We start from the raw sequence: 17225 nt of genomic DNA on the forward strand, positions 1-17225 counted from the left end.
ATGCGCTTCCTCCTCCCCCTCCTCCTGGCCCTGGGCCTCGCCCTGGGAGAAGGCCTCCCCGCCGAGCCGGGCAAGGCCCTGACCCTGGTCTTCCCTGGCCTGGGGGAAGGCCCGCTGTCCTGGCAGGTGGAGCTCTTCCGCCCCCTCCTCCTCCCGGAAAGGGCCGAGGGCTTGGCGGTGGCGGTCCTGGAGGTGCCCCTGGAGGTGCCCCCTGGGGCCTACCCCGTCTGCCTCCGCCAGGGGGAGGTGGAGCGGTGCCAGGAGGTGCGGGTGCCGGAGGTGCGGAGGCTTTTGGCGGAGGTGCCCGCCAAGGCCCAAGGGAGCCTGGCCGTGGCCTTAGAAAACCGGGGCAACGTGCCCCTACGGGTACGCCTGGCCTCCGCCAGGGAGAGTGCGATCTTCCTCCCGCCCCAGGAGGTGGCCCTGGCCCCAGGGGAGAAGCAGGTGGCCTTCTTCTCCGGCCTGGAGCCGGGGGAACTCCTTCTCCTCCTCTCGGACGGGCGGGAGGAGCGGCGGTACCTGGTGCGGGTGGAGGGGGAGGGCGGGCCACCCCCCTACCGCCTGGCGGGGCTCCTGGAGGGGGGCTTCCCTGGGCCCTGGGGGGCCTTCTCCCTGCAAGGGGCCCTGGCGCGGGAGGCTTCCCTCGCCCTGCGGGTGGAGGCGGAAAGCGCGCTTTCCGCCAGGGTGGGCCTGGCCCTGGGGCCCTACGCCCTCGAGGCCAGCACCCTGCCCGCCTTGGCCCTCCGCTACCGGGAAGGCCCCTTCTCCCTGGGCCTGGCCTACCCCTGGGCCCTGGAGGGGGAGTGGCGCCAAGGGGGGGAGGTGGTGCGCCTCGAGGCCTCCCCAGTGGCCCTGAAGGGGGCCTACGCCCGCCCAGGGCTCTCCCTCCAAGGGGCCTTCGCCGGAAGCCCTTCCTTCCGCCTGGAGTACCTGGAAGGGGATGCCCTCTACCGCCTGGCCTGGGAGGGAGGGCTGGTCCTGGGGGCGGGCCTCCCCGGCCTCTCCTTGGAGGCCTTCCTCTACCCGGAGTGGCGCCTGCGGGCCCTGGCCTACGGGCGCTTGGAGGGGCTTCCCTACCACGGGGAGGTTCTCCTGGGCGCGGGCAGCTTCGGCCTTTCCGGCGGGGTGGCCCTCCCCCTGGAGGGGCTCACCCTGGGCCTCAGGGGGGGCCTGGGGACCGCTTTGGGCCTGAGCCTCTCCTTGGGGGGAGGCGCGGGGGATTTCGGCTTCCAGGTGGGGGCGGGGCTCTCCCCTGCCGGGGCTTCCCTGGAGGGGCGCCTCGCCTACGGGGAAGGGCCCTGGTCCTTGCGGCTTGCCGGGGCCCTGGGCCCGACAGGAAGCCGCTTGGAGGTTTCCGGGGCCTACGCCTTAAGCCTCCCCGTGCCGGAGGAGGTGTCCCTGGCCCTGGGGGGTGGGGAGTGGCTCCCCGCAGAGGGGGTGGTGGAGGTGCTGGGGAGGCCCCTCCCAGGGGCCAGGGTCACCGGGGGGTACCGCCTGGCGGTGAGCGACGGGGAGGGGCGGTTCCGCCTCTACCTGCCGCGGGGCGGGGCCAGGGTGCGGGTCCAGCCGCCTCCGGAGTCCCTTGCCCTGCCGGGGGAAGCCCTGGCCCTGCCAGGGGAGCCCCTGCGCCTCTCCCTGCCCCCTGGGGCCCTCCTCGCCCTCGCCTGCGAGGGGGAGGGGCGGGGAGCCCACGTCCTGGGAGGGGTGGGAACCTTCCTGCCCTGCGGGGGGCAGGCCCTCCTGCCCCCAGGGCGGTACCGCCTCCTGCCCGAAGCCGCCCCCGGCTTCCTGGGGGAGGAAGCGGAGGTGGAGCTTCCCCCCCTGGAAAGGGTGGAGGCGCAGGTGCGCTTCGCCCCCAGGCCCCTGGAGGTTCCCGAAGCTCCCCTGGCCCCGGAGGTGGCGGTGGAGCCCCAGGTGGCGGCCCCAGGGGAGGTGGTCCGCCTCCGCTGGCAAGGAGGGGCTTCCCCCGGCCTCCTGGAGGTCTACGAGGGGGAGGCCCTCCTCCTGCGAAAGGCCCTCCGGGGGGAGGAGGCCTTGGCCTTCCAGGTGCCCTGGGAAGCGGAAGGCCCCTTGCGCCTGCGCCTGAGGGGGGAGGGCTGGCAAAAGGAGGTGCTCCTGCCCGTGGACGGGAAGAGACCCCTCTTGGAGGTCCGCCTGGACCCTCCCAGGGCGCTCCCTGGGCAAGGGGTTCTGGTGGGGGTGCGGGCCCGCTTCCCCGCGGAAGGGGCGGAGGTGGTCCTGCCGGGAGGCAGGCACCTTCCCCTCTCGCGGGCGGAGGGGCTGGGCGAGGACGGAGGAGTCCTTTTCCAAGGCACCCTGGTCCTCACCCCCGAGCTCCTCGCGGAGGCGGCGGCGGTGAGCGAGCGCTGGTGGGGCCTGAGCCTTTTGGTGAGCGCCTGGCAGGGGGACCGCCGGGTGCAGGTCCAGCTCAGGCTCCTGGTCAGCCACCCCTAGGGCCTACACTAAGGGCAAGGTGAATGTGCGCGTGGGCACCGCCAGCTGGACGGACGAAACCCTTCTGGCCTCCGGCTGGTACCCGCCCGAGGTGCGCAACCATCCGGAAAAGCGCCTCCGCTATTACGCGGAGCACTTCGACACCGTGGAGGTGGACAGCACCTTTTACGCCCTGCCCCGCCTCGAGGTGGTGGCCAAGTGGGCCGAAAGGACGCCGGAAGGCTTCCTCTTCCACGTGAAGGCCTACTCCGCCTTCACGGGGCACGGCCTCGAGGCCCAAGCCCTCCCGAAGGACCTGCGCGCCCTCCTGCCCCGCAGGGAGGGCCACCTGGCCCAGCGGGAGGTGCCGGAGGAGGTGGTGGAGGAAGCCTGGAACCGTTTCTTCGCCGCCCTCTCCCCCCTCCGGGAAGCAGGCAAGCTGGGCTACCTGCACTTCGGCCTTCCCCCTTGGACCGAGCCCAAACCCCGGAGCTTCCAGTACCTGGAGCACCTGGCGGAAAGGACCCAAGGCTACCTGGTAGCGGTGGAGTTCCGCAACCCCAAATGGTACGTGGCCTGGGGCTTTGTGCGGCGGGAGCTGAAGCGTCTGGGCCTGGTCCACGTGAGCGTGGACGCCCCGCCCCACCCCGAGGCCCCGCCCCGGGTGCTGGAGCCCACCCACCCCGTGGCCGTCCTGCGGTGTCACGGCCGGAACGCCGAGGCCTGGAAAGGCCCTCACAGCAAACCTTACGAGCGCTTCAACTGGCGCTACTCGGAGGAGGAGCTTCAGGACCTGGCCCAGGCCACCCTCACCCTGGCGGAGCGAGCGGAAAGGGTCTACGTCACCTTCAACAACAACTACGGCACCCAAGGGGTGGAGGCCGCCTTGGGCCTCAAGCGCCTGCTCGGCCTAGGGCCCCCGCCGTGGCCCAAGGGCCTTCTGCCATAAGGTCTTCGTGCTACCTTGAGGGGAATGGCGCGCCCTCCCCTATCCGAAGCCCAGGAGGACTACCTGAAGCAGCTCTTCCTCCTGGAGGCAGAGCGGCAGGGCCCGGTGCCCACCCAAGCCTTGGCCCACCGCCTGCAGGTCAAGCCCCCTTCGGTGACGGAGATGCTGAAAAAGCTCGCCGCCCTGGGCCTGGTGGTCCACGTCCCCTACCAAGGGGCGAATCTAACGGAGGCAGGGCGCAGGGTGGCCCTCGAGGTGCTGCGGCACCACCGGCTCCTGGAGGCCTACCTGCACCGGGCTTTGGGGTACGGCTGGGAGGAGGTGCACCAGGAGGCGGAGCGCCTAGAGCACGTGATCAGCGAAGCCTTTGAGGAGCGCATCGCCGAGCTTCTTGGCCACCCCCCCTTTGACCCTCACGGGGACCCCATCCCCACCCGGGAGCTGGCCCTGCCCGAGGTGCGGGCGCTTCCCCTCCCGGAAGCCCCCTTGGGGGAGGCCAAGGTGGTGCGGGCCTTGGCCCAAGACCAGGGAACCCTGAACCTTCTCCGGCGGCTCGGCCTGGTTCCAGGGAAGCACCTACGCATCCTGGGAAAGGAGGGCGGGGTGCGGGTGGAGGTGGCGGGGGAGGTCTACCTGCTACCCACCGAGCTGGCCCAGGCGGTGGGAGTGGAGGGGGTAGCCTAGGAGCATGAACCCCATAGACCTGCGCAGCGACACCCTCACCCGCCCCACCCCGGCCATGCGCCGGGCCATGGCTGAGGCGGAGGTGGGCGACGACGTCTACGAGGAAGACCCCACGGTGAACCGCCTCCAGGAGTTGGCGGCAGAGGTGCTGGGCTTTGAGCGGGCCCTGTTCCTCCCCACGGGCACCATGGCCAACCAGGTGGCCCTGCTCCTGCACCTGCGGCGGGGAAGCGAAGTCCTGGTTCCCGAAGGGGCCCACCTCTACGAGTACGAGCTGGGTGCCCCCGCCCTGCTTTCCGGCGCCCTGGTGCGGCCCGTGCCCGCCCCACGAGGGGTGCCAGACCTCAGGGCCTTGCAAAACGCCATCCACCTGGGTCCTTTCCAGGCCCCCACAGGCCTTTTGGCCCTGGAGAACACCCACAACCTGGCGGGGGGCACCGTGGTGCCCCTGGAGGTGCAGGAGGCCTTCCTGGCCTTGGCCCAAGCCCACGCCCTCCCCACCCACCTGGACGGGGCCCGCCTGCACAACGCCGCCGCTTACCTGGGGGTGGAGCCCGCCCGGCTGGCCCGGGGCTTCACCACGGCCATGGTGTCCCTTTCCAAGGGCTTGGGGGCCCCAGTAGGGAGCCTCCTCCTCCTGCCCAAGGCGCTGGAAGCCGAGGCCCGGCGCTACCGCAAGCTCCTGGGGGGTGGCTGGCGGCAGGCGGGGGTGCTGGCGGCGGCGGGGCTCATCGCCCTCACCGAAGGGCCCAAGCTCCTCAAGCGGGACCACGAGATGGCCCGGGCCCTGGCCCAAGGCCTCCACCGGCTGGGGCTTGGGGTGGACCTGGAAGCAGTGCAGACCAACATGGTCTACGTCCAGGTGGAAGACCCCCAAGGCTTCCTGGAGCGCCTCGAGGCCCACGGGGTCCTGGCGGGAGCGGTGGGGGGACGGGTGCGCTTTGTGACCCACCGGGACCTAAAGGACGAAGACATTCCCGAGGCCCTGACCCGCATCGAGGCCGCCCTTCAAAGGGCGGCGTAGACCAGGGTGCGGAAGGCGAGGCCAAGCCTCGCCCCAAGCCGGGAGTGGAGGGCCCTCTCCGGCTCCAAAACGGAAAGGAGGCTAGGGGCTTGGGCCAGCAGGAGGGCCGTGAGGCCAAAGGCGGGGTCCACGAAGAAGAAGGTGCCGGCAAACCCCCACCAGTACCAGTCCCCAGGGCTTCCAGGGGCCAGGCCCGCCTCCCCTAGGCGCACCGCCACCCCCAGGCCGAAGCCGTAGCCGGGGCCCGGGCCATACTCCAGGCCCCGGTGCATGCCCGCCTGGGCCAGGGGGCCCAGGTGGTCCTGGGTCATGAGGCGGGCCAAGCGGGGGTGGAGGAGCCCTCTTCCGGTGCGCAAGGCCTCGAGGAAGCGCAGGTAGTCCCAAGCCGTCCCCACGCCCCCCATCCCCCCGGCATACCGGGGTGGGGGCATTTCCAGGGGGAGGAGGCGGATGGACCTCCCCGTTTCCGGGTCCTTGGGGAAGGGCTGGGCCAGGCGGGCGGGGTCTTGGGCCTGAAACCCCGAGTCCCGCATCCCCAAGGGGCCGAAGACACGCTCCGCCAGGAGGTCCGCCAGGCTCTTGCCGGCAAGGGCCTCGAGGAGGTGCCCCAGCACGTCGGTGGCCATCCCGTACTCAAAGGCCTCCCCCGGCTGGAAGCGGAGGGGGAGGGCGGAAAGGCGCTCCAAAAACTCCTCCCGCGTCAGGTCAAACCGGTCCACCCCCGCCTCCAGGTAGAGCCTTTTCACCGGGGAGCGGAAGAAAACCCCGTAGGTGAAGCCCGCCGTGTGGCGCAGAAGGTCATAAACGGTAACCGGCGCTCTCAGGGGCTCGGGCACCACCTCCTCCCCCGCCTCCCGCCCCACGTGGAGCCGGGAAAACTCGGGCAGGTACCGCTCCACAGGGTCCAGCAGGGAAAGCGCCCCCTCCTCCACGAAGCTGAGGGCCAGGGAGGAGACCCAGGGCTTGGTCATGGAGTAGAGGCGGAAGAGGGCGTCCTCCCGCATGGGCAGGCCCTTGCCAGGGTCCAGGTACCCTCCCACACCCTGGTAGACCACCTCGCCATCCCGGGCCAACAGGGCCACGTACCCCGGAAGAAGCCCCTGGGCGACTTGGTCATTTAAGTAAGCCTCCAGACGGGAGAAGTCCACGGTTCCCCCCAGAGGCCTTCCCCTCAGGCGGGCGCCGCCCCAAGGGTCCTGCCCCCGTCCACGAAGAGCACCTGGCCGGTGATGAAGCTGGACTCCTCGGAAACCAGGAAAAGCGCGGCGTAGGCCACCTCCAGGGGCTTCCCCGTCCGGCCCAAGGGGGTGGCGGCAATGGCCTTCTCCCGCACCTTCTCCGGCACCTTGGCCGTCATGCGGGTCTCGATGAACCCGGGGGCCAGGGCGTTCACCCGGATGCCGTACCGCCCAAGCTCCAGGGCCAGGGTGCGGGTGAGCCCCACCACCCCCGCCTTGGCGGCGGCGTAGTTGGCCTGCCCCAGGTTGCCCAGGTAGACCCGGGAGGCGGTGAGGACGATGGAGCCGGGGTTTTTCTCCCGCATGGCCTCGCTAGCCGCCTTGGCCACCAGGAAGCTCCCCGTGAGGTTCACCCGGATCACCGCCTCCCAGTCCTCCAGGGGCATCTTCCAGTGGAAGTTGTCCCGGGTGATACCGGCGTAATGCACCACCCCATCCAGGCGGCCCAGCTCCCCCAAGGCCCGGGCAAAGCCCGCCGCCACTGAGGCCGGGTCGGCCACGTCCATGACCACGGGCAGAGCCCCCGTGGCCTCCGCCGCCTCCTTTAGCGGCCCCTCCTCCAGGTCGCAGGCCACCAGCCTGGCCCCCTCCTTGGCAAAGAGCTCCAGGGTGGCCCGGCCGATGCCGTGGGCTGCTCCGGTGATGAGAACCACCTTGTCCTTGAGCCGCACGCGCCACCTCCTCACGACCGAACGGTCGGTAAGGCCACCCTACCCTTACCGGGCCTTAGGCGTCAAGGCCGACACCCGCCAGGCGAAGTAGGGGGTTTCCACGAAGGGCGGCGCGCCCCCCAGGTACACCCGGAGGCCCGGTAGGACCAGGGTTTCCCCCTCCCACTCAAAGTCCAGGGGGTCCACGGCCAGGGGGTAGTGGAGAACCCCTTGGCGGGGCAGGCCCAGCCTGAGGGCCTCCACCGGGGAGAGCCGTCCCACCAGGAGGTAGCGGGCCCTCCGAGGGCCGCTTTCGGTGTAGAAACCCACCTCCTCCCCCAGATCCAGCAGAAGGACCCGGCCCCGCACGGTGAGCCTGGCCCTATCCGTCCAAGTAGACATGGGGTCTACCCTCAATGAGGCGCACCCGCACCTGGGGACCGTAAAGGGACCGCAAAAAAGGCTCGGTGAGCACTGCCTGAGGCTCCCCTTCCGCAATAACCCTCCCTCCCTTGAGCACCGCCACCCGGTGGGCCAAGGCCGCCTGGTTGGGATCGTGGAGGACGGAAAGCACCCCCACCCCCATGCGGGAAAGCCCCCGCAAGAGGGCGAGGACCTCTGCCTGGTGCTCCAGGTCCAAAAAGGTGGTGGGCTCGTCCAGGAGAAGGTAGCGGGGCCTGGCCGCCAGCGCCCGGGCCAGGAGAACCCGCTGTCGCTCCCCTCCGGAGAGGGTGCCCAGGAAGCGCTGACGGAGGGCAGCGGTACCGGTCACCTCGAGGGCCCACTCCACCGCCTCCCAGTCCTCCCGTCTTTCCCGTCCCCAAAGCCCCTGGTGGGGGAGCCTCCCAAGACGCACCACCTCCTCCACCAGGAGGCCCTCGGGATACGGCCCGTTTTGGGGCAAATAGCCCAAGAGGCGGGCCCGCGGGTAGCTTCCATAGGCCCTGAGGGGCTTCCCCTCCAACCAAACCCTGCCCTCCCCAGGGCGGAGGAGCCCGGCTAGCACCCTAAGGAGGGTGCTCTTCCCCGAACCGTTCGGCCCCAAAAGGGCCAACCACTCCCCCGGCCTTACGGCCAGGTCCACCCCCAGGAGGGCGAACGGCCCACGGATCCCCTTGGCCTCAAGCCCTTTCACGCCGCCTCCAGAGCAGGTAGAGGAAAAAAGGCCCTCCCAAAAGGGTGGTGACCACCCCCACGGGGAGCTCCGCCGGCCGGGTCAGGGTGCGGGCCAGGAGGTCGGCCAGCGCCAAAAGGGCCGCTCCCCCCAAGGCGGATGCAGGAAGAAGTAGGCGGTAGTCCTCCCCCAGGAAGCGGCGAAGGAGATGGGGGGTGATGAGGCCCACAAAGCCGATGATGCCCGCCTGGGCCACCGCCGCGGCGGTGAGGAGGCTTACCGCCGAGAGGAGGAGGAGCTTCACCCCGGTGAGGGGCACCCCCAGGCTCCGCACCACCTCCTCCCCCAGCTGCAAGGCGTTCAGCACCCGGCCCAGAAAGAGCAGGGGGGGGAGCGCCAGGACCAGGAAGAAAAGGAGAAGCCGCACCGCAGGCCAGCCCAGAAAGGCCAGGTTGCCCAGGGTGTAGGCGAAGACCGCCCGCACCCGGTCCGCGTCCTGGAGCATCAGGTACGTGGTAAGCCCGGTAAGGACGCTCCCCACCACCACCCCGGCCAAGACCAGCTCCCCGGTACGGGCCACCCCCCCGGCCAGAAGCACGGTGAGCAAGGTGGCGAGGAGGGCACCCAGGAAGCCGCAGAGCGTGGCCGAGAAGGGCAGGGACTGGAATACGGCATGCTGGGCAAAAGAGGGGGAAAGCCCCCCGAGGAGCGTGGCGAAAAGGGTCACCCCGAAGGCCGCCCCCGAGGCGGAGCCCATGAGGTAGGGGTCGGCCAGAGGATTGCGGAAAAGCCCCTGGAAAGCCGCCCCCGCCACCCCCAAAGCCGCCCCCACCAGCATCCCCCCCAGGACCCGGGGCAGGCGCATCTCGGTGACAATGGGGTTTTCCCGCTGGCCCAAGAGGGCCTGAACCACCTCGAGGGGAGAAAGGCTAACCGTGCCTAGGGCCACCCCCAGCACCAGGGCCACAAGCAGAAGGAAAACCAGCCACAGGAGGACCAGGCTCCGCCTAAGGGCCAAAGGAAGGGCCTGGGTCATGGCCTAGCGTCCATGGAAGCAGTCCACCAGAAGCCTAAGCCCCTGGGCCACCCGGGGGCCTGGGCGGGACAGGAGGCTGTCTTGGCCCCCAGTGAACACGCAGATGCGCCCCGTCTGGACCGCCCGCACCCGGCTCCATCCAGGCCTCGTCCGGATGGTTTCCAGGGCACCTGGGTAGGTGGCCACGATCACCTCGGGGTTCTTCTCCACCACGAACTCCGGGGCGATCTTGGGGAAAAGACCCAGCTCCTTGGGGACGATGTTCACCCCCCGGGCCTTCTGGATCAAGACCCCGATGAAGCTCTCCGGGCCCACGGTGTAGGGGGTGGGGTCGATCTCGTAGTAAACCCGGGGCCGGGTCGTGGCCTTGGCCGCACGGGACTCCTCCTGGTACACCTCCCGCTGGATCTGGGCCACCAGGCGCTCCGCCTGGCCCTCGAGGCCCAGGAGCTTCCCCAAGGTGCGGGTGGTGCGGAAGATGTCCTCGTAGGTCTCCGTACGCACCGCGTACACGGTAAGACCTGCCCGCTCCAGGGTCTCGTAAAGCCGGCCGTACTTGGAAACCAGCACCAGGTCCGGCTTAAGGGCCACGATGAGCTCGGGGTTGGGGTTGTAGAGCCCCCCGGCCTTGGGCAGGGCCTTTACCCGCTCGGGCCAGTCGGAGTAGTCGTCGGTGGCCACGAGGCGGTCGCAGGCCCCCAGGGCGCACACCGTCTCGGTCACCGAAGGAAGCATGGTGACGATGCGCTTGGGGGGTGCCTTGAGGGTGACCGTGCGCCCCAGGTCGTCGGTGAGGGTCAGGGGAAAAGCGAAGGCCAGCGCCAGAAGGACCGTCAGAAACGGCAGTAGCTTCTTCATGCCTACCTCCCTAAGGCCGCTAGGACCAGGCCCGGGGGAGGTAGGGAAAGCCCCTGCCGGAAAGCGGCAGGGGCTCAAAAGGCTCTTAAGCCCCCATCGCTCCCCCATCCGCGTGAGGTGCCCGCCTTGGGGTCTGACGGGCGGCCCTGGCAGGTATTCGGGCTTCCGGCCTGCGAAGCGAGCCACGGAGCTTGGCCGGTTACCGTTGCGGGACAGCGCCGGACTTGCACCGGACTTCCCCACTTTAAGCCTGGACTACGCGCCCAGGCACCAGGGCAACGGGACCTGGCTTTGGGGCCCTAGCGGGCCTTAGGGAAAGGCTAAGGCCTAAGGCCGGGAACTGGCAAGGCCTTGACGCCAGGACACGCCCGTGCTTTACTTAGTGCCGAGAACGAACTAAAGGGGGGTGTGTGCGCAAGGGCGACACGCAGGAGATCCGCAGGCTGAACCGCAGGGCCATCCTGGGATACCTGCGCAAGAGCCCCCTCACCCGGGCCGACCTATCCCGCCTCACAGGCCTGGCCAAGAGCGCGGTGAGCCGCCTGGTGGAGGAGCTCCTGCAGGAAGGCCTGGTGGCGGAAGGGGCTTCCACCTCTCCCCCCTTGGGCCGCCCCGGAACCCTCCTGCACCTCAGGCCCCGGGCCCGCTTCGCCCTGGGAGCGGAGCTCGGGGTGGAGGGGACAGTGCTCCTGGCCCTGGACTGGCGGGGGGAGGTCCTGTGGGCCAAGGAGTGGCGCCACCCCCGGGAGGCTGGTCCCAAGGAACGTCTGGAACGGCTTCTTGCCGAGGTCTGGCCCCACGTGCCTGGGCCCTTGGGCCTGGGGTTCACCCTGCCTGGGGTGGTGGTGGAAGACCGCCTCCTTCTGGCCCCCAACCTGGGCTGGCGTGGCCTGGACCTCAAGCCTCTCCTCCAGGAGTTTCCCCTTCCGGTGGCTGCGGAGAACGACGCCAAGGCCTCGGCCCTTTCTGAGGTCTTCTTCCACGGGGAGGCCAACCTGGCCTACCTGGTCCTGAGCACCGGTTTGGGGGTGGGGGTGGTGGCCGAAGGCCGCCTCCTCCGGGGAGCAGGCGGGGCCGCAGGGGAGGTGGGCCACTGGCTGGGCCAGGGGGAAAAAACCTGCTCTTGTGGCCGCAGGGGGTGCTTGGAAACGGAGCTGGGATTGGGCAACCTCCTGGCCCACCACCAGGCCCTGGGAGGCCAGGCGGAGGACCTCGAGGCCCTCCTCCAGCAGGCCAAGGAGGGGGAGGCCAAGGCCCTCGAGGCCGTCCGCCACCTAGGGGAGGCCTTGGGCCGCTTCCTGGCCAACCTGGCCGTGGCCTACGACCCCGCCTTGGTGGTGGTAGGGGGAAAGGCGGCGGAGTTCTTCCCGTACCTGGAAGGCCCCCTGCGTCAGTCCCTTCGGGCCCACGCCTTTTTGGAGGCCCACCAGGACCTCCCCGTGCGCCCTTCGGTCTACGGCCACCTGGCCCCAGCGGTAGGCGGGGCCAGCCTCTTTTTGGCGAGGTTTTTTGAGCTGGGCGGCCTGTGGGCGGAACGCCCACGTCGCAATGGAGGTCGGTATGAGGAAGTGGCTTTTGGCGATCGGCGTGGCCTTGGGGCTTAGCACCCTGGCCCAAACGGGCAAGCTGGAGATCTTTTCCTGGTGGGCAGGGGACGAGGGTCCGGCTTTGGAAGCCCTTATCCGGCTCTACAAGCAGAAGTACCCCGGGGTGGAGGTGATCAACGCCACTGTGACCGGCGGCGCCGGGGTCAACGCCAAGGCGGTGCTGAAGACCCGCATGCTGGGCGGCGACCCGCCCGACACCTTCCAGGTGCACGCGGGACAGGAGCTCATCGGCACCTGGGTGGTGGCCGACCGCATGGAGGACCTCACCGCCCTCTTCAAGCAGGAGGGCTGGCTCCAGGCCTTCCCCAAGGGGCTCATTGACCTCCTCTCCTACAAGGGCGGCATCTGGAGCGTGCCGGTGAACATCCACCGCTCCAACGTCATGTGGTACATGCCCGCCAAGCTCAAGGAGTGGGGCGTGACCCCGCCCAAGACCTGGGCAGAGTTCCTCGCCACCTGCCAGACCTTGAAGCGGAAGGGCCTCGAGGCGCCCCTGGCCCTGGGGGAGAACTGGACCCAGCAGCACCTCTGGGAGAGCGTGGCCCTGGCCACCTTGGGCGCGGACGGCTGGGCCAACCTCTGGAGCGGCAAGCTGAAGTTCACCGACCCCAAGGCAGTGGCGGTGTGGGAAACCTTCGGCAAGGTGTTGGACTGCGCCAACAAGGACGCCGCCGGCCTCTCCTGGCAGCAGGCGGTGGACCGGGTGGTGCAGGGCAAAGCCGCTTTCAACATCATGGGCGACTGGGCCGCAGGCTACATGAGCACCACCTTGAAGCTCAAGCCCGGCACCGACTTCGCCTGGGCCCCTTCCCCCGGCACCTCCGGCATCTTCATGATGCTCTCCGACTCCTTCGGCCTGCCCAAGGGGGCCAAGAACCGGCAAAACGCCCTCAACTGGCTTAAGCTGGTGGGCTCCAAGGAAGGGCAGGACGCCTTTAACCCCCTCAAGGGCTCCATCGCCGCAAGGCTGGACTCTGACCCCGCCAAGTACAACGCCTACGGCCAATCGGCCATGAAGGACTGGAAGACGAACCGCATCGTGGGCTCTTTGGTGCACGGGGCGGTGGCACCCGAAAGCTTCATGAGCCAGTTCGGCACGGTGATGGAGATCTTCTTGCAGAGCAAGAACCCGCAAGCGGCGGCCAACGCCGCCCAGGCCATCGCCAACCAGGTGGGTCTGGGCCGCTAGGGGCCCTTGGCCCGTGGGGGCTTTAGCCCCCACGGGCTTTTCCCCAAAGGACTTATGCGCGACCGCATCACGGCCTTCTTGGTCCTCCTCCCCTCCTTGGTGGCGGTGGGCATCTTCGTCTACGGCTTCATCGGGCAAAACGTCTGGGTTTCCCTCAGCGACTGGGGGAAAAACCCCGCCCAGGCCCTGGCCCTAAGGCCCGAACTCCGCTTCGTGGGCCTGGAGAACTACCGGGAGCTCTTCACCGGCTTCGTGGACACCCGCTTCCGCCAGAGCGTGGTGAACCTCATCTTCTTCACCCTCTTCTTCATGGGGGGGAGCCTGGGCCTAGGCCTCCTCTTGGCGGTGGCCCTAGATCGGGGGCCCAAAGGGGAAGGCTTCTTCCGCACCGTCTTTCTCTTCCCCATGGCCCTTTCCTTCGTGGTCACCGGCACCATCTGGCGCTGGCTCTTGCAGCCGCAGGGGGGCGTGAACGTCCTGCCCACCCTCTTCGGCCTACCCCCCCTCGGCTTTCCCTGGCTCACTACCCGGGCGCAGGTCCTGGTCTTTGACTGGAACCAGCTTCCCCTCTACACCGCCTTCGTGGTGGGCCTGGTCCTCCTTTACCTGGGCTGGCAGGCCCACCGGGCAGGGGAAGGGAAGCGGCGCTTCTGGAGCCTCCTCTCCGCAAGCGTGCTCCTCCTTTGGGCCTTCACGCTAGGGCGGCACGTCCAGCTTCTGCCCTACCCCGAGCCCCACGGCTTCAGCCTGGCCCTGGTGGGGGTGATCCTGGCGGCGGTGTGGCAGATGTCGGGCTACACCATGGCCCTCTACCTGGCGGGGCTACGGGGCATCCCGGTGGAGGTGCTGGAGGCGGCCAAGGTGGACGGGGCCAGCGAGTGGCAGACCTACCGCCACGTGATCTTCCCCCTCCTCGCCCCCATCACCCTTTCGGCCATGATCGTCCTGGGGCACATCGCCTTGAAGATCTTTGACCTCATCTTCGCCATGGCCGGGCTGGACTACGCCCCCACGGATGTGCCCGCCATCTACATGTACCTCCTGGCCTTCCGGGGGAACCAGTTCGCCAAGGGTGCGGCCATCGGCATCCTGCTCCTCCTCCTGGTGGCGGTGGTGGTCATCCCCTACCTGGCGAGCCAGCTCCGAAAGGAGGTGCGGCGGTGATGGGGCGGATCCTCCTTTACAGCCTTCTCCTCCTCGCCACCCTCTTCTTCCTGCTCCCCGTGTACCTGGTGCTCCTCACCGCCCTCAAGGAGCCTGCCAAGATCACCCTGGACACGGTATGGCGCTGGCCGGACCCAGTGTACTGGGAAAGCTTCAAAGTCGCCTGGGAAGCCTTCCGGCCCAAGTTCCAAAACAGCGCGGTCCTGGCCCTCTCGGCCACGGCCCTTTCCGCGCTGGTGGGGGCCCTCAACGGCTACGTTCTGGCCAAGTGGCCCTTCAGGGGCTCCAACCTCCTCTTCGCCCTCATGCTCTTCGGGATGTTCATCCCCTACCAGAGCATCCTCATCCCCCTCTTCCAGTTCGTGAAGGCCATCGGGCTCTACGGCACCCTCTGGGGGCTCATCCTGGTGCACGTGGTCTACGGGATCCCCATCGTCACCCTGATCTTCAAAAACTACTACTCGGAGATCCCCGACGAGCTGGTGGAGGCCGCCCGCATCGACGGGGCGGGCTTCTTCGGCATCTTCCGCCACGTGGTCCTGCCCCTTTCCGCCCCCGCCTTCGTGGTGGTGGCCATCTGGCAGTTCACGCAGATCTGGAACGAGTTCCTCTTCGCCGTGACCCTCACCCGCCCCGAGAGCCAGCCCATCACCGTGGCCCTGGCCCAGCTGGCGGGGGGCGAGGCAGTGAAGTGGAACCTGCCCATGGCCGGAGCCCTCCTGGCCGCCTTGCCCACGCTTCTGGTCTACATCTTCCTGGGACGGTACTTCCTGCGGGGGCTTCTGGCAGGGTCGGTGAAGGGCTAACTACCCCGTTGTGGCGTAAGCCACGACGGGGGCCCCAAAGAGGGCATGAGCAAGCCGCTTTGGCTTTGGCCGATGGGGCAACCTTTGCGTGCGGATGCTTAGGTGGGACTAAGCTTGGCCAAAAGCTGGGCGGCAACCTCCTGAGCCTTGGCGACGAAGGCGCGGGGGTCCTCGCCCCAGGTGAGGGCCAGGGCCTCGAGGTACGCCTCCAGGTACTCCTCGGCGATGAGGGCCATGACGGTAAACGCCAAACGGCGCCAGGCGTCCTCTAGGGCCCGGGCCTCCTCGGGCGGAAGGCTCTCCCGGGCCCTCTTGGCCACCTCCCCCGTGACCCAGTTCCACATGGCGGCCATCATGGCGTTGGTTACCCCGCGGCGAAGGTGCACCAGGCCCACCAGGGCCTGCCAGGCGAAGTACTGGCCGTTGAAGGGGCCCCTAAGGGTGCGCAGGTACCAGTCCCTTAGGGTCTTCTCCCGCGCCGGGCGCTCCCCCTCCCGGAAAACCCTGGCGGTGGCCGGGTGGGCGAAGAGGGTGTCGTAAAAGCCCTGCACCAAAGGCTCGGTCCAGCCCTCCATCAGCGCGGCGTGGCGGGCCAGGACCTTGCCGTCCTCCAAAGGGCGGAACCGGGCCTGGGGAGGAAGCTGGCTCCAGACCTCCTGGGCGGCCTGGTAAAACCGGGCCAGGTTCTTCTCAGTCATGCTCCCGAGGATAGCAGAAGGTCAAAGGAGGGTAAACTCCCCCCATGAAGGCTTGGGTGCAAGAGCGGCTCCGAGGCCCCATGGCCCTGAAGGACCTCCCCGATCCGGTTCCAGGGCCGGGAGAAGCGGTTTTGGAGGTGGAGGCGGTGGGGCTGAACTTCGCCGACCACCTCCTGCGCCTGGGCGGGTACCTGACCCGGGTCCACCCGCCCTTCGTGCCGGGAATGGAGGCCGTGGGGCGGGTGTGGGGAAGGCGTTACGCCGCCTTGGTGGGGCACGGGGCCCTGGCGGAGAAGGTAGCCGTACCGGAGGCGGACCTTCTTCCCGTACCCGAGGGGCTTTCCCCGGAGGAAGCCGCCGCCTTCCCCATTTCCTTCCTCACCGCCTACCTGGCCCTGGGGCGGGCCGAGGCCCGGCCCGGGGAATGGGTCTTGGTGCAGGCGGCGGGCGGAGCCCTGGGCACGGCGGCGGTTCAGGTGGCGCGGGCCCTCGGCCTAAGGGTGCTGGCGGCGGCCTCGAGGCCCGAGAACCTGGCCTTGGCCCAGGGTTTGGGCGCTGAAGAGGGGGTTACCTACGAGGAACTCCCCAAAAAGGCCAAGGCCCTGGGCGGGGTGGACATCGTCTTGGAGGTGCGGGGGAAGGACCTGGAGGAAAGCCTTTCCCTCCTCAGGCCCGGGGGGAGGCTGGTCTACATCGGGGCCGCCGAGGGGGAGGTGGCCCCCCTCAACCCCTTGCGCCTCATGCGCAAGAACCTGGCGGTCTTAGGCTTTTGGCTCGCCCCCCTCCTGCGGGAGCGAACCCCTGTGGAAGAGGCCCTGGCCTTCCTCCTCCCCCGCCTGGGCGGGGAGCTAAAGCCGGTGGTGGGGGCGGTCTTCCCCTTCCTCGAGGCCGAACGGGCCTTCCAAGCCCTCCTGGACCGGGGGCACCGGGGGAAGATCGTGGTCCGCCTTTAGCCCAGGCCCAGATAAGCCCGCGCCGCCGCCAGGTCAAAGAGGGCATGGCCCACGCTCTTGAAGAGGACGGGGTCCCCTTCCGCCCGTCTCCCCAAAAGGGCCTCCTTCAGGGTGACCACCGGCTTCCCTAGCCCCTGGAGCTCCCCCGCCTCGGCTAGGGCGTCTTCCGTGTCGCAGTAGACTGCCGCCCTTTGCACCAACCCCTCCGGCACCTCCTGCATCTCCGGGCGGAAACTCCCCACCGCAGCGAGGAAGACCCCTTCGGGCACCCTTTCGGGAAGGACCGGGGTGGGGCTGGGGGTGGCGGTCACGAGGAAGGCCACGTCCTCGGGCACCTCGTCCTCCACCCACTCTTCGGCGGCAAGACCCATCCCCCGGGCCTTCTCCAACAGGGCCCTTACCCTTTCCCGCCCCCTTCCCCGCACCAGGACCCGGGTGAGGGGAAAGCCCTCGGCGAAGGCCTCGAGGTGGGCCTCCCCCTGCGCCCCTGGGCCCACGAGGAGAAGGGCCCCCTCCCGCCTGGGGGCCAGCTCCCGGGCAGCCAGGAGGGAGAGGGCGGCGGTGCGCCGCTTGGTGAGCTCCTCTCCGGGAAGGTGGAAGACCTCCCCGGTATCCAGCCTCTTGGCCCAGACCTCAGCCTGCACGCTGGGGTTCTTCCCCAGCTCCACCGTCACCAATTTGCAGAGGGCCACCTCGAGGTCGGCGGCGGGCATCACCAGAAACTGCCCCCCGGGGATGGGAAGCACCTGCCGTCTGGGGGCCTCCGCCCCCCGGAGGAGGACGCCCCGGATGGCCTCGGCCAAGGCAAGGTAGGAAACCATG

17 protein-coding genes and 1 riboswitch are annotated in these 17225 nt (G+C 69.3%); of the genes, 9 read left to right on the plus strand and 8 right to left on the minus strand.

Annotated features, from left to right (window positions below; translation table 11 throughout):
* Genes L1088_RS00415 through L1088_RS00430 form a run of 4 tightly spaced genes read left to right on the plus strand, consistent with a single transcriptional unit; the run spans window position 1 to window position 5090 of the window.
* Complete coding sequence (locus tag L1088_RS00415; protein WP_234553242.1) at window positions 1-2454, plus strand: thioesterase domain-containing protein; 2454 nt, start codon at window positions 1-3, stop codon at window positions 2452-2454.
* Between the two features lie 19 nt (window positions 2455-2473).
* Window positions 2474-3382, plus strand: coding sequence for a DUF72 domain-containing protein (locus L1088_RS00420; protein WP_234553243.1), 909 nt, complete (start codon window positions 2474-2476; stop codon window positions 3380-3382).
* Between the two features lie 24 nt (window positions 3383-3406).
* Window positions 3407-4066 carry a manganese-dependent transcriptional regulator MntR gene (gene mntR, locus L1088_RS00425; RefSeq protein ID WP_234553244.1) on the plus strand — a complete coding sequence of 220 codons (660 nt, stop codon included), beginning with the start codon at window positions 3407-3409 and terminating at the stop codon, window positions 4064-4066.
* Between the two features lie 4 nt (window positions 4067-4070).
* Window positions 4071-5090: a threonine aldolase family protein gene (locus tag L1088_RS00430; protein WP_234553245.1), complete on the plus strand. Its 1020-nt coding sequence runs from the start codon at window positions 4071-4073 to the stop codon at window positions 5088-5090.
* Here the strand turns inward: L1088_RS00430 and L1088_RS00435 are convergent.
* From L1088_RS00435 to L1088_RS00460, 6 genes are read right to left on the minus strand one after another with little or no spacing between them, the layout of a single operon-like run.
* Window positions 5075-6238 (minus strand): serine hydrolase domain-containing protein, encoded by a 1164-nt coding sequence (locus L1088_RS00435; RefSeq protein WP_234553246.1) that lies wholly within the window; start codon window positions 6236-6238, stop codon window positions 5075-5077. The two genes, L1088_RS00430 and L1088_RS00435, sit on opposite strands and share 16 nt — an antisense overlap.
* A gap of 23 nt (window positions 6239-6261) precedes the next feature.
* Window positions 6262-6999 carry an SDR family oxidoreductase gene (locus tag L1088_RS00440; protein ID WP_234553247.1) on the minus strand — a complete coding sequence of 246 codons (738 nt, stop codon included), beginning with the start codon at window positions 6997-6999 and terminating at the stop codon, window positions 6262-6264.
* A 45-nt stretch (window positions 7000-7044) separates the two neighbouring features.
* Window positions 7045-7380 (minus strand): hypothetical protein, encoded by a 336-nt coding sequence (locus L1088_RS00445; protein ID WP_234553248.1) that lies wholly within the window; start codon window positions 7378-7380, stop codon window positions 7045-7047.
* Window positions 7361-8113 carry an ABC transporter ATP-binding protein gene (locus L1088_RS00450; RefSeq protein WP_234553249.1) on the minus strand — a complete coding sequence of 251 codons (753 nt, stop codon included), beginning with the start codon at window positions 8111-8113 and terminating at the stop codon, window positions 7361-7363. The genes L1088_RS00445 and L1088_RS00450 overlap by 20 nt, the downstream gene beginning before the upstream one ends.
* Window positions 8100-9128: a FecCD family ABC transporter permease gene (locus L1088_RS00455; protein ID WP_234553250.1), complete on the minus strand. Its 1029-nt coding sequence runs from the start codon at window positions 9126-9128 to the stop codon at window positions 8100-8102. The genes L1088_RS00450 and L1088_RS00455 overlap by 14 nt, the downstream gene beginning before the upstream one ends.
* A gap of 3 nt (window positions 9129-9131) precedes the next feature.
* Complete coding sequence (locus L1088_RS00460) at window positions 9132-9986, minus strand: ABC transporter substrate-binding protein (RefSeq protein ID WP_234553251.1); 855 nt, start codon at window positions 9984-9986, stop codon at window positions 9132-9134.
* A gap of 131 nt (window positions 9987-10117) precedes the next feature.
* Window positions 10118-10276, minus strand: a riboswitch (cobalamin riboswitch).
* Window positions 10277-10396: 120 nt separating this feature from the next.
* Here L1088_RS00460 and L1088_RS00465 point away from each other — a divergent pair.
* From L1088_RS00465 to L1088_RS00480, 4 genes are read left to right on the plus strand one after another with little or no spacing between them, the layout of a single operon-like run.
* Window positions 10397-11590 carry an ROK family transcriptional regulator gene (locus L1088_RS00465; protein WP_234553252.1) on the plus strand — a complete coding sequence of 398 codons (1194 nt, stop codon included), beginning with the start codon at window positions 10397-10399 and terminating at the stop codon, window positions 11588-11590.
* Window positions 11547-12782 (plus strand): ABC transporter substrate-binding protein, encoded by a 1236-nt coding sequence (locus tag L1088_RS00470; protein WP_234553253.1) that lies wholly within the window; start codon window positions 11547-11549, stop codon window positions 12780-12782. The genes L1088_RS00465 and L1088_RS00470 overlap by 44 nt, the downstream gene beginning before the upstream one ends.
* Window positions 12783-12836: 54 nt before the next feature.
* Window positions 12837-13946 carry a carbohydrate ABC transporter permease gene (locus L1088_RS00475; RefSeq protein ID WP_234553254.1) on the plus strand — a complete coding sequence of 370 codons (1110 nt, stop codon included), beginning with the start codon at window positions 12837-12839 and terminating at the stop codon, window positions 13944-13946.
* On the plus strand, window positions 13946-14752 hold the full coding sequence (locus L1088_RS00480) for a carbohydrate ABC transporter permease (protein WP_234553255.1): 807 nt from the start codon (window positions 13946-13948) through the stop codon (window positions 14750-14752). Before L1088_RS00475 ends, L1088_RS00480 begins: the two co-directional genes overlap by 1 nt.
* A 98-nt stretch (window positions 14753-14850) precedes the next feature.
* Here L1088_RS00480 and L1088_RS00485 read toward each other — a convergent pair whose 3' ends face one another.
* Window positions 14851-15450 (minus strand): protoglobin domain-containing protein, encoded by a 600-nt coding sequence (locus tag L1088_RS00485; RefSeq protein ID WP_038046921.1) that lies wholly within the window; start codon window positions 15448-15450, stop codon window positions 14851-14853.
* Between the two features lie 44 nt (window positions 15451-15494).
* On the opposite strand from L1088_RS00485, the gene L1088_RS00490 reads away from it, so the two are divergent.
* Window positions 15495-16403, plus strand: a complete 909-nt coding sequence (locus tag L1088_RS00490; RefSeq protein ID WP_234553256.1) for an NADPH:quinone oxidoreductase family protein — start codon at window positions 15495-15497, stop codon at window positions 16401-16403.
* Here L1088_RS00490 and L1088_RS00495 read toward each other — a convergent pair.
* Window positions 16400-17224: a Rossmann-fold NAD(P)-binding domain-containing protein gene (locus tag L1088_RS00495; protein WP_234553257.1), complete on the minus strand. Its 825-nt coding sequence runs from the start codon at window positions 17222-17224 to the stop codon at window positions 16400-16402. The genes L1088_RS00490 and L1088_RS00495 overlap by 4 nt on opposite strands.
* Window position 17225 lies beyond the last annotated feature (1 nt).

The organism is Thermus caliditerrae, from assembly GCF_021462525.1.
GTDB classification, from domain to species: Bacteria; Deinococcota; Deinococci; order Deinococcales; family Thermaceae; genus Thermus; species Thermus caliditerrae.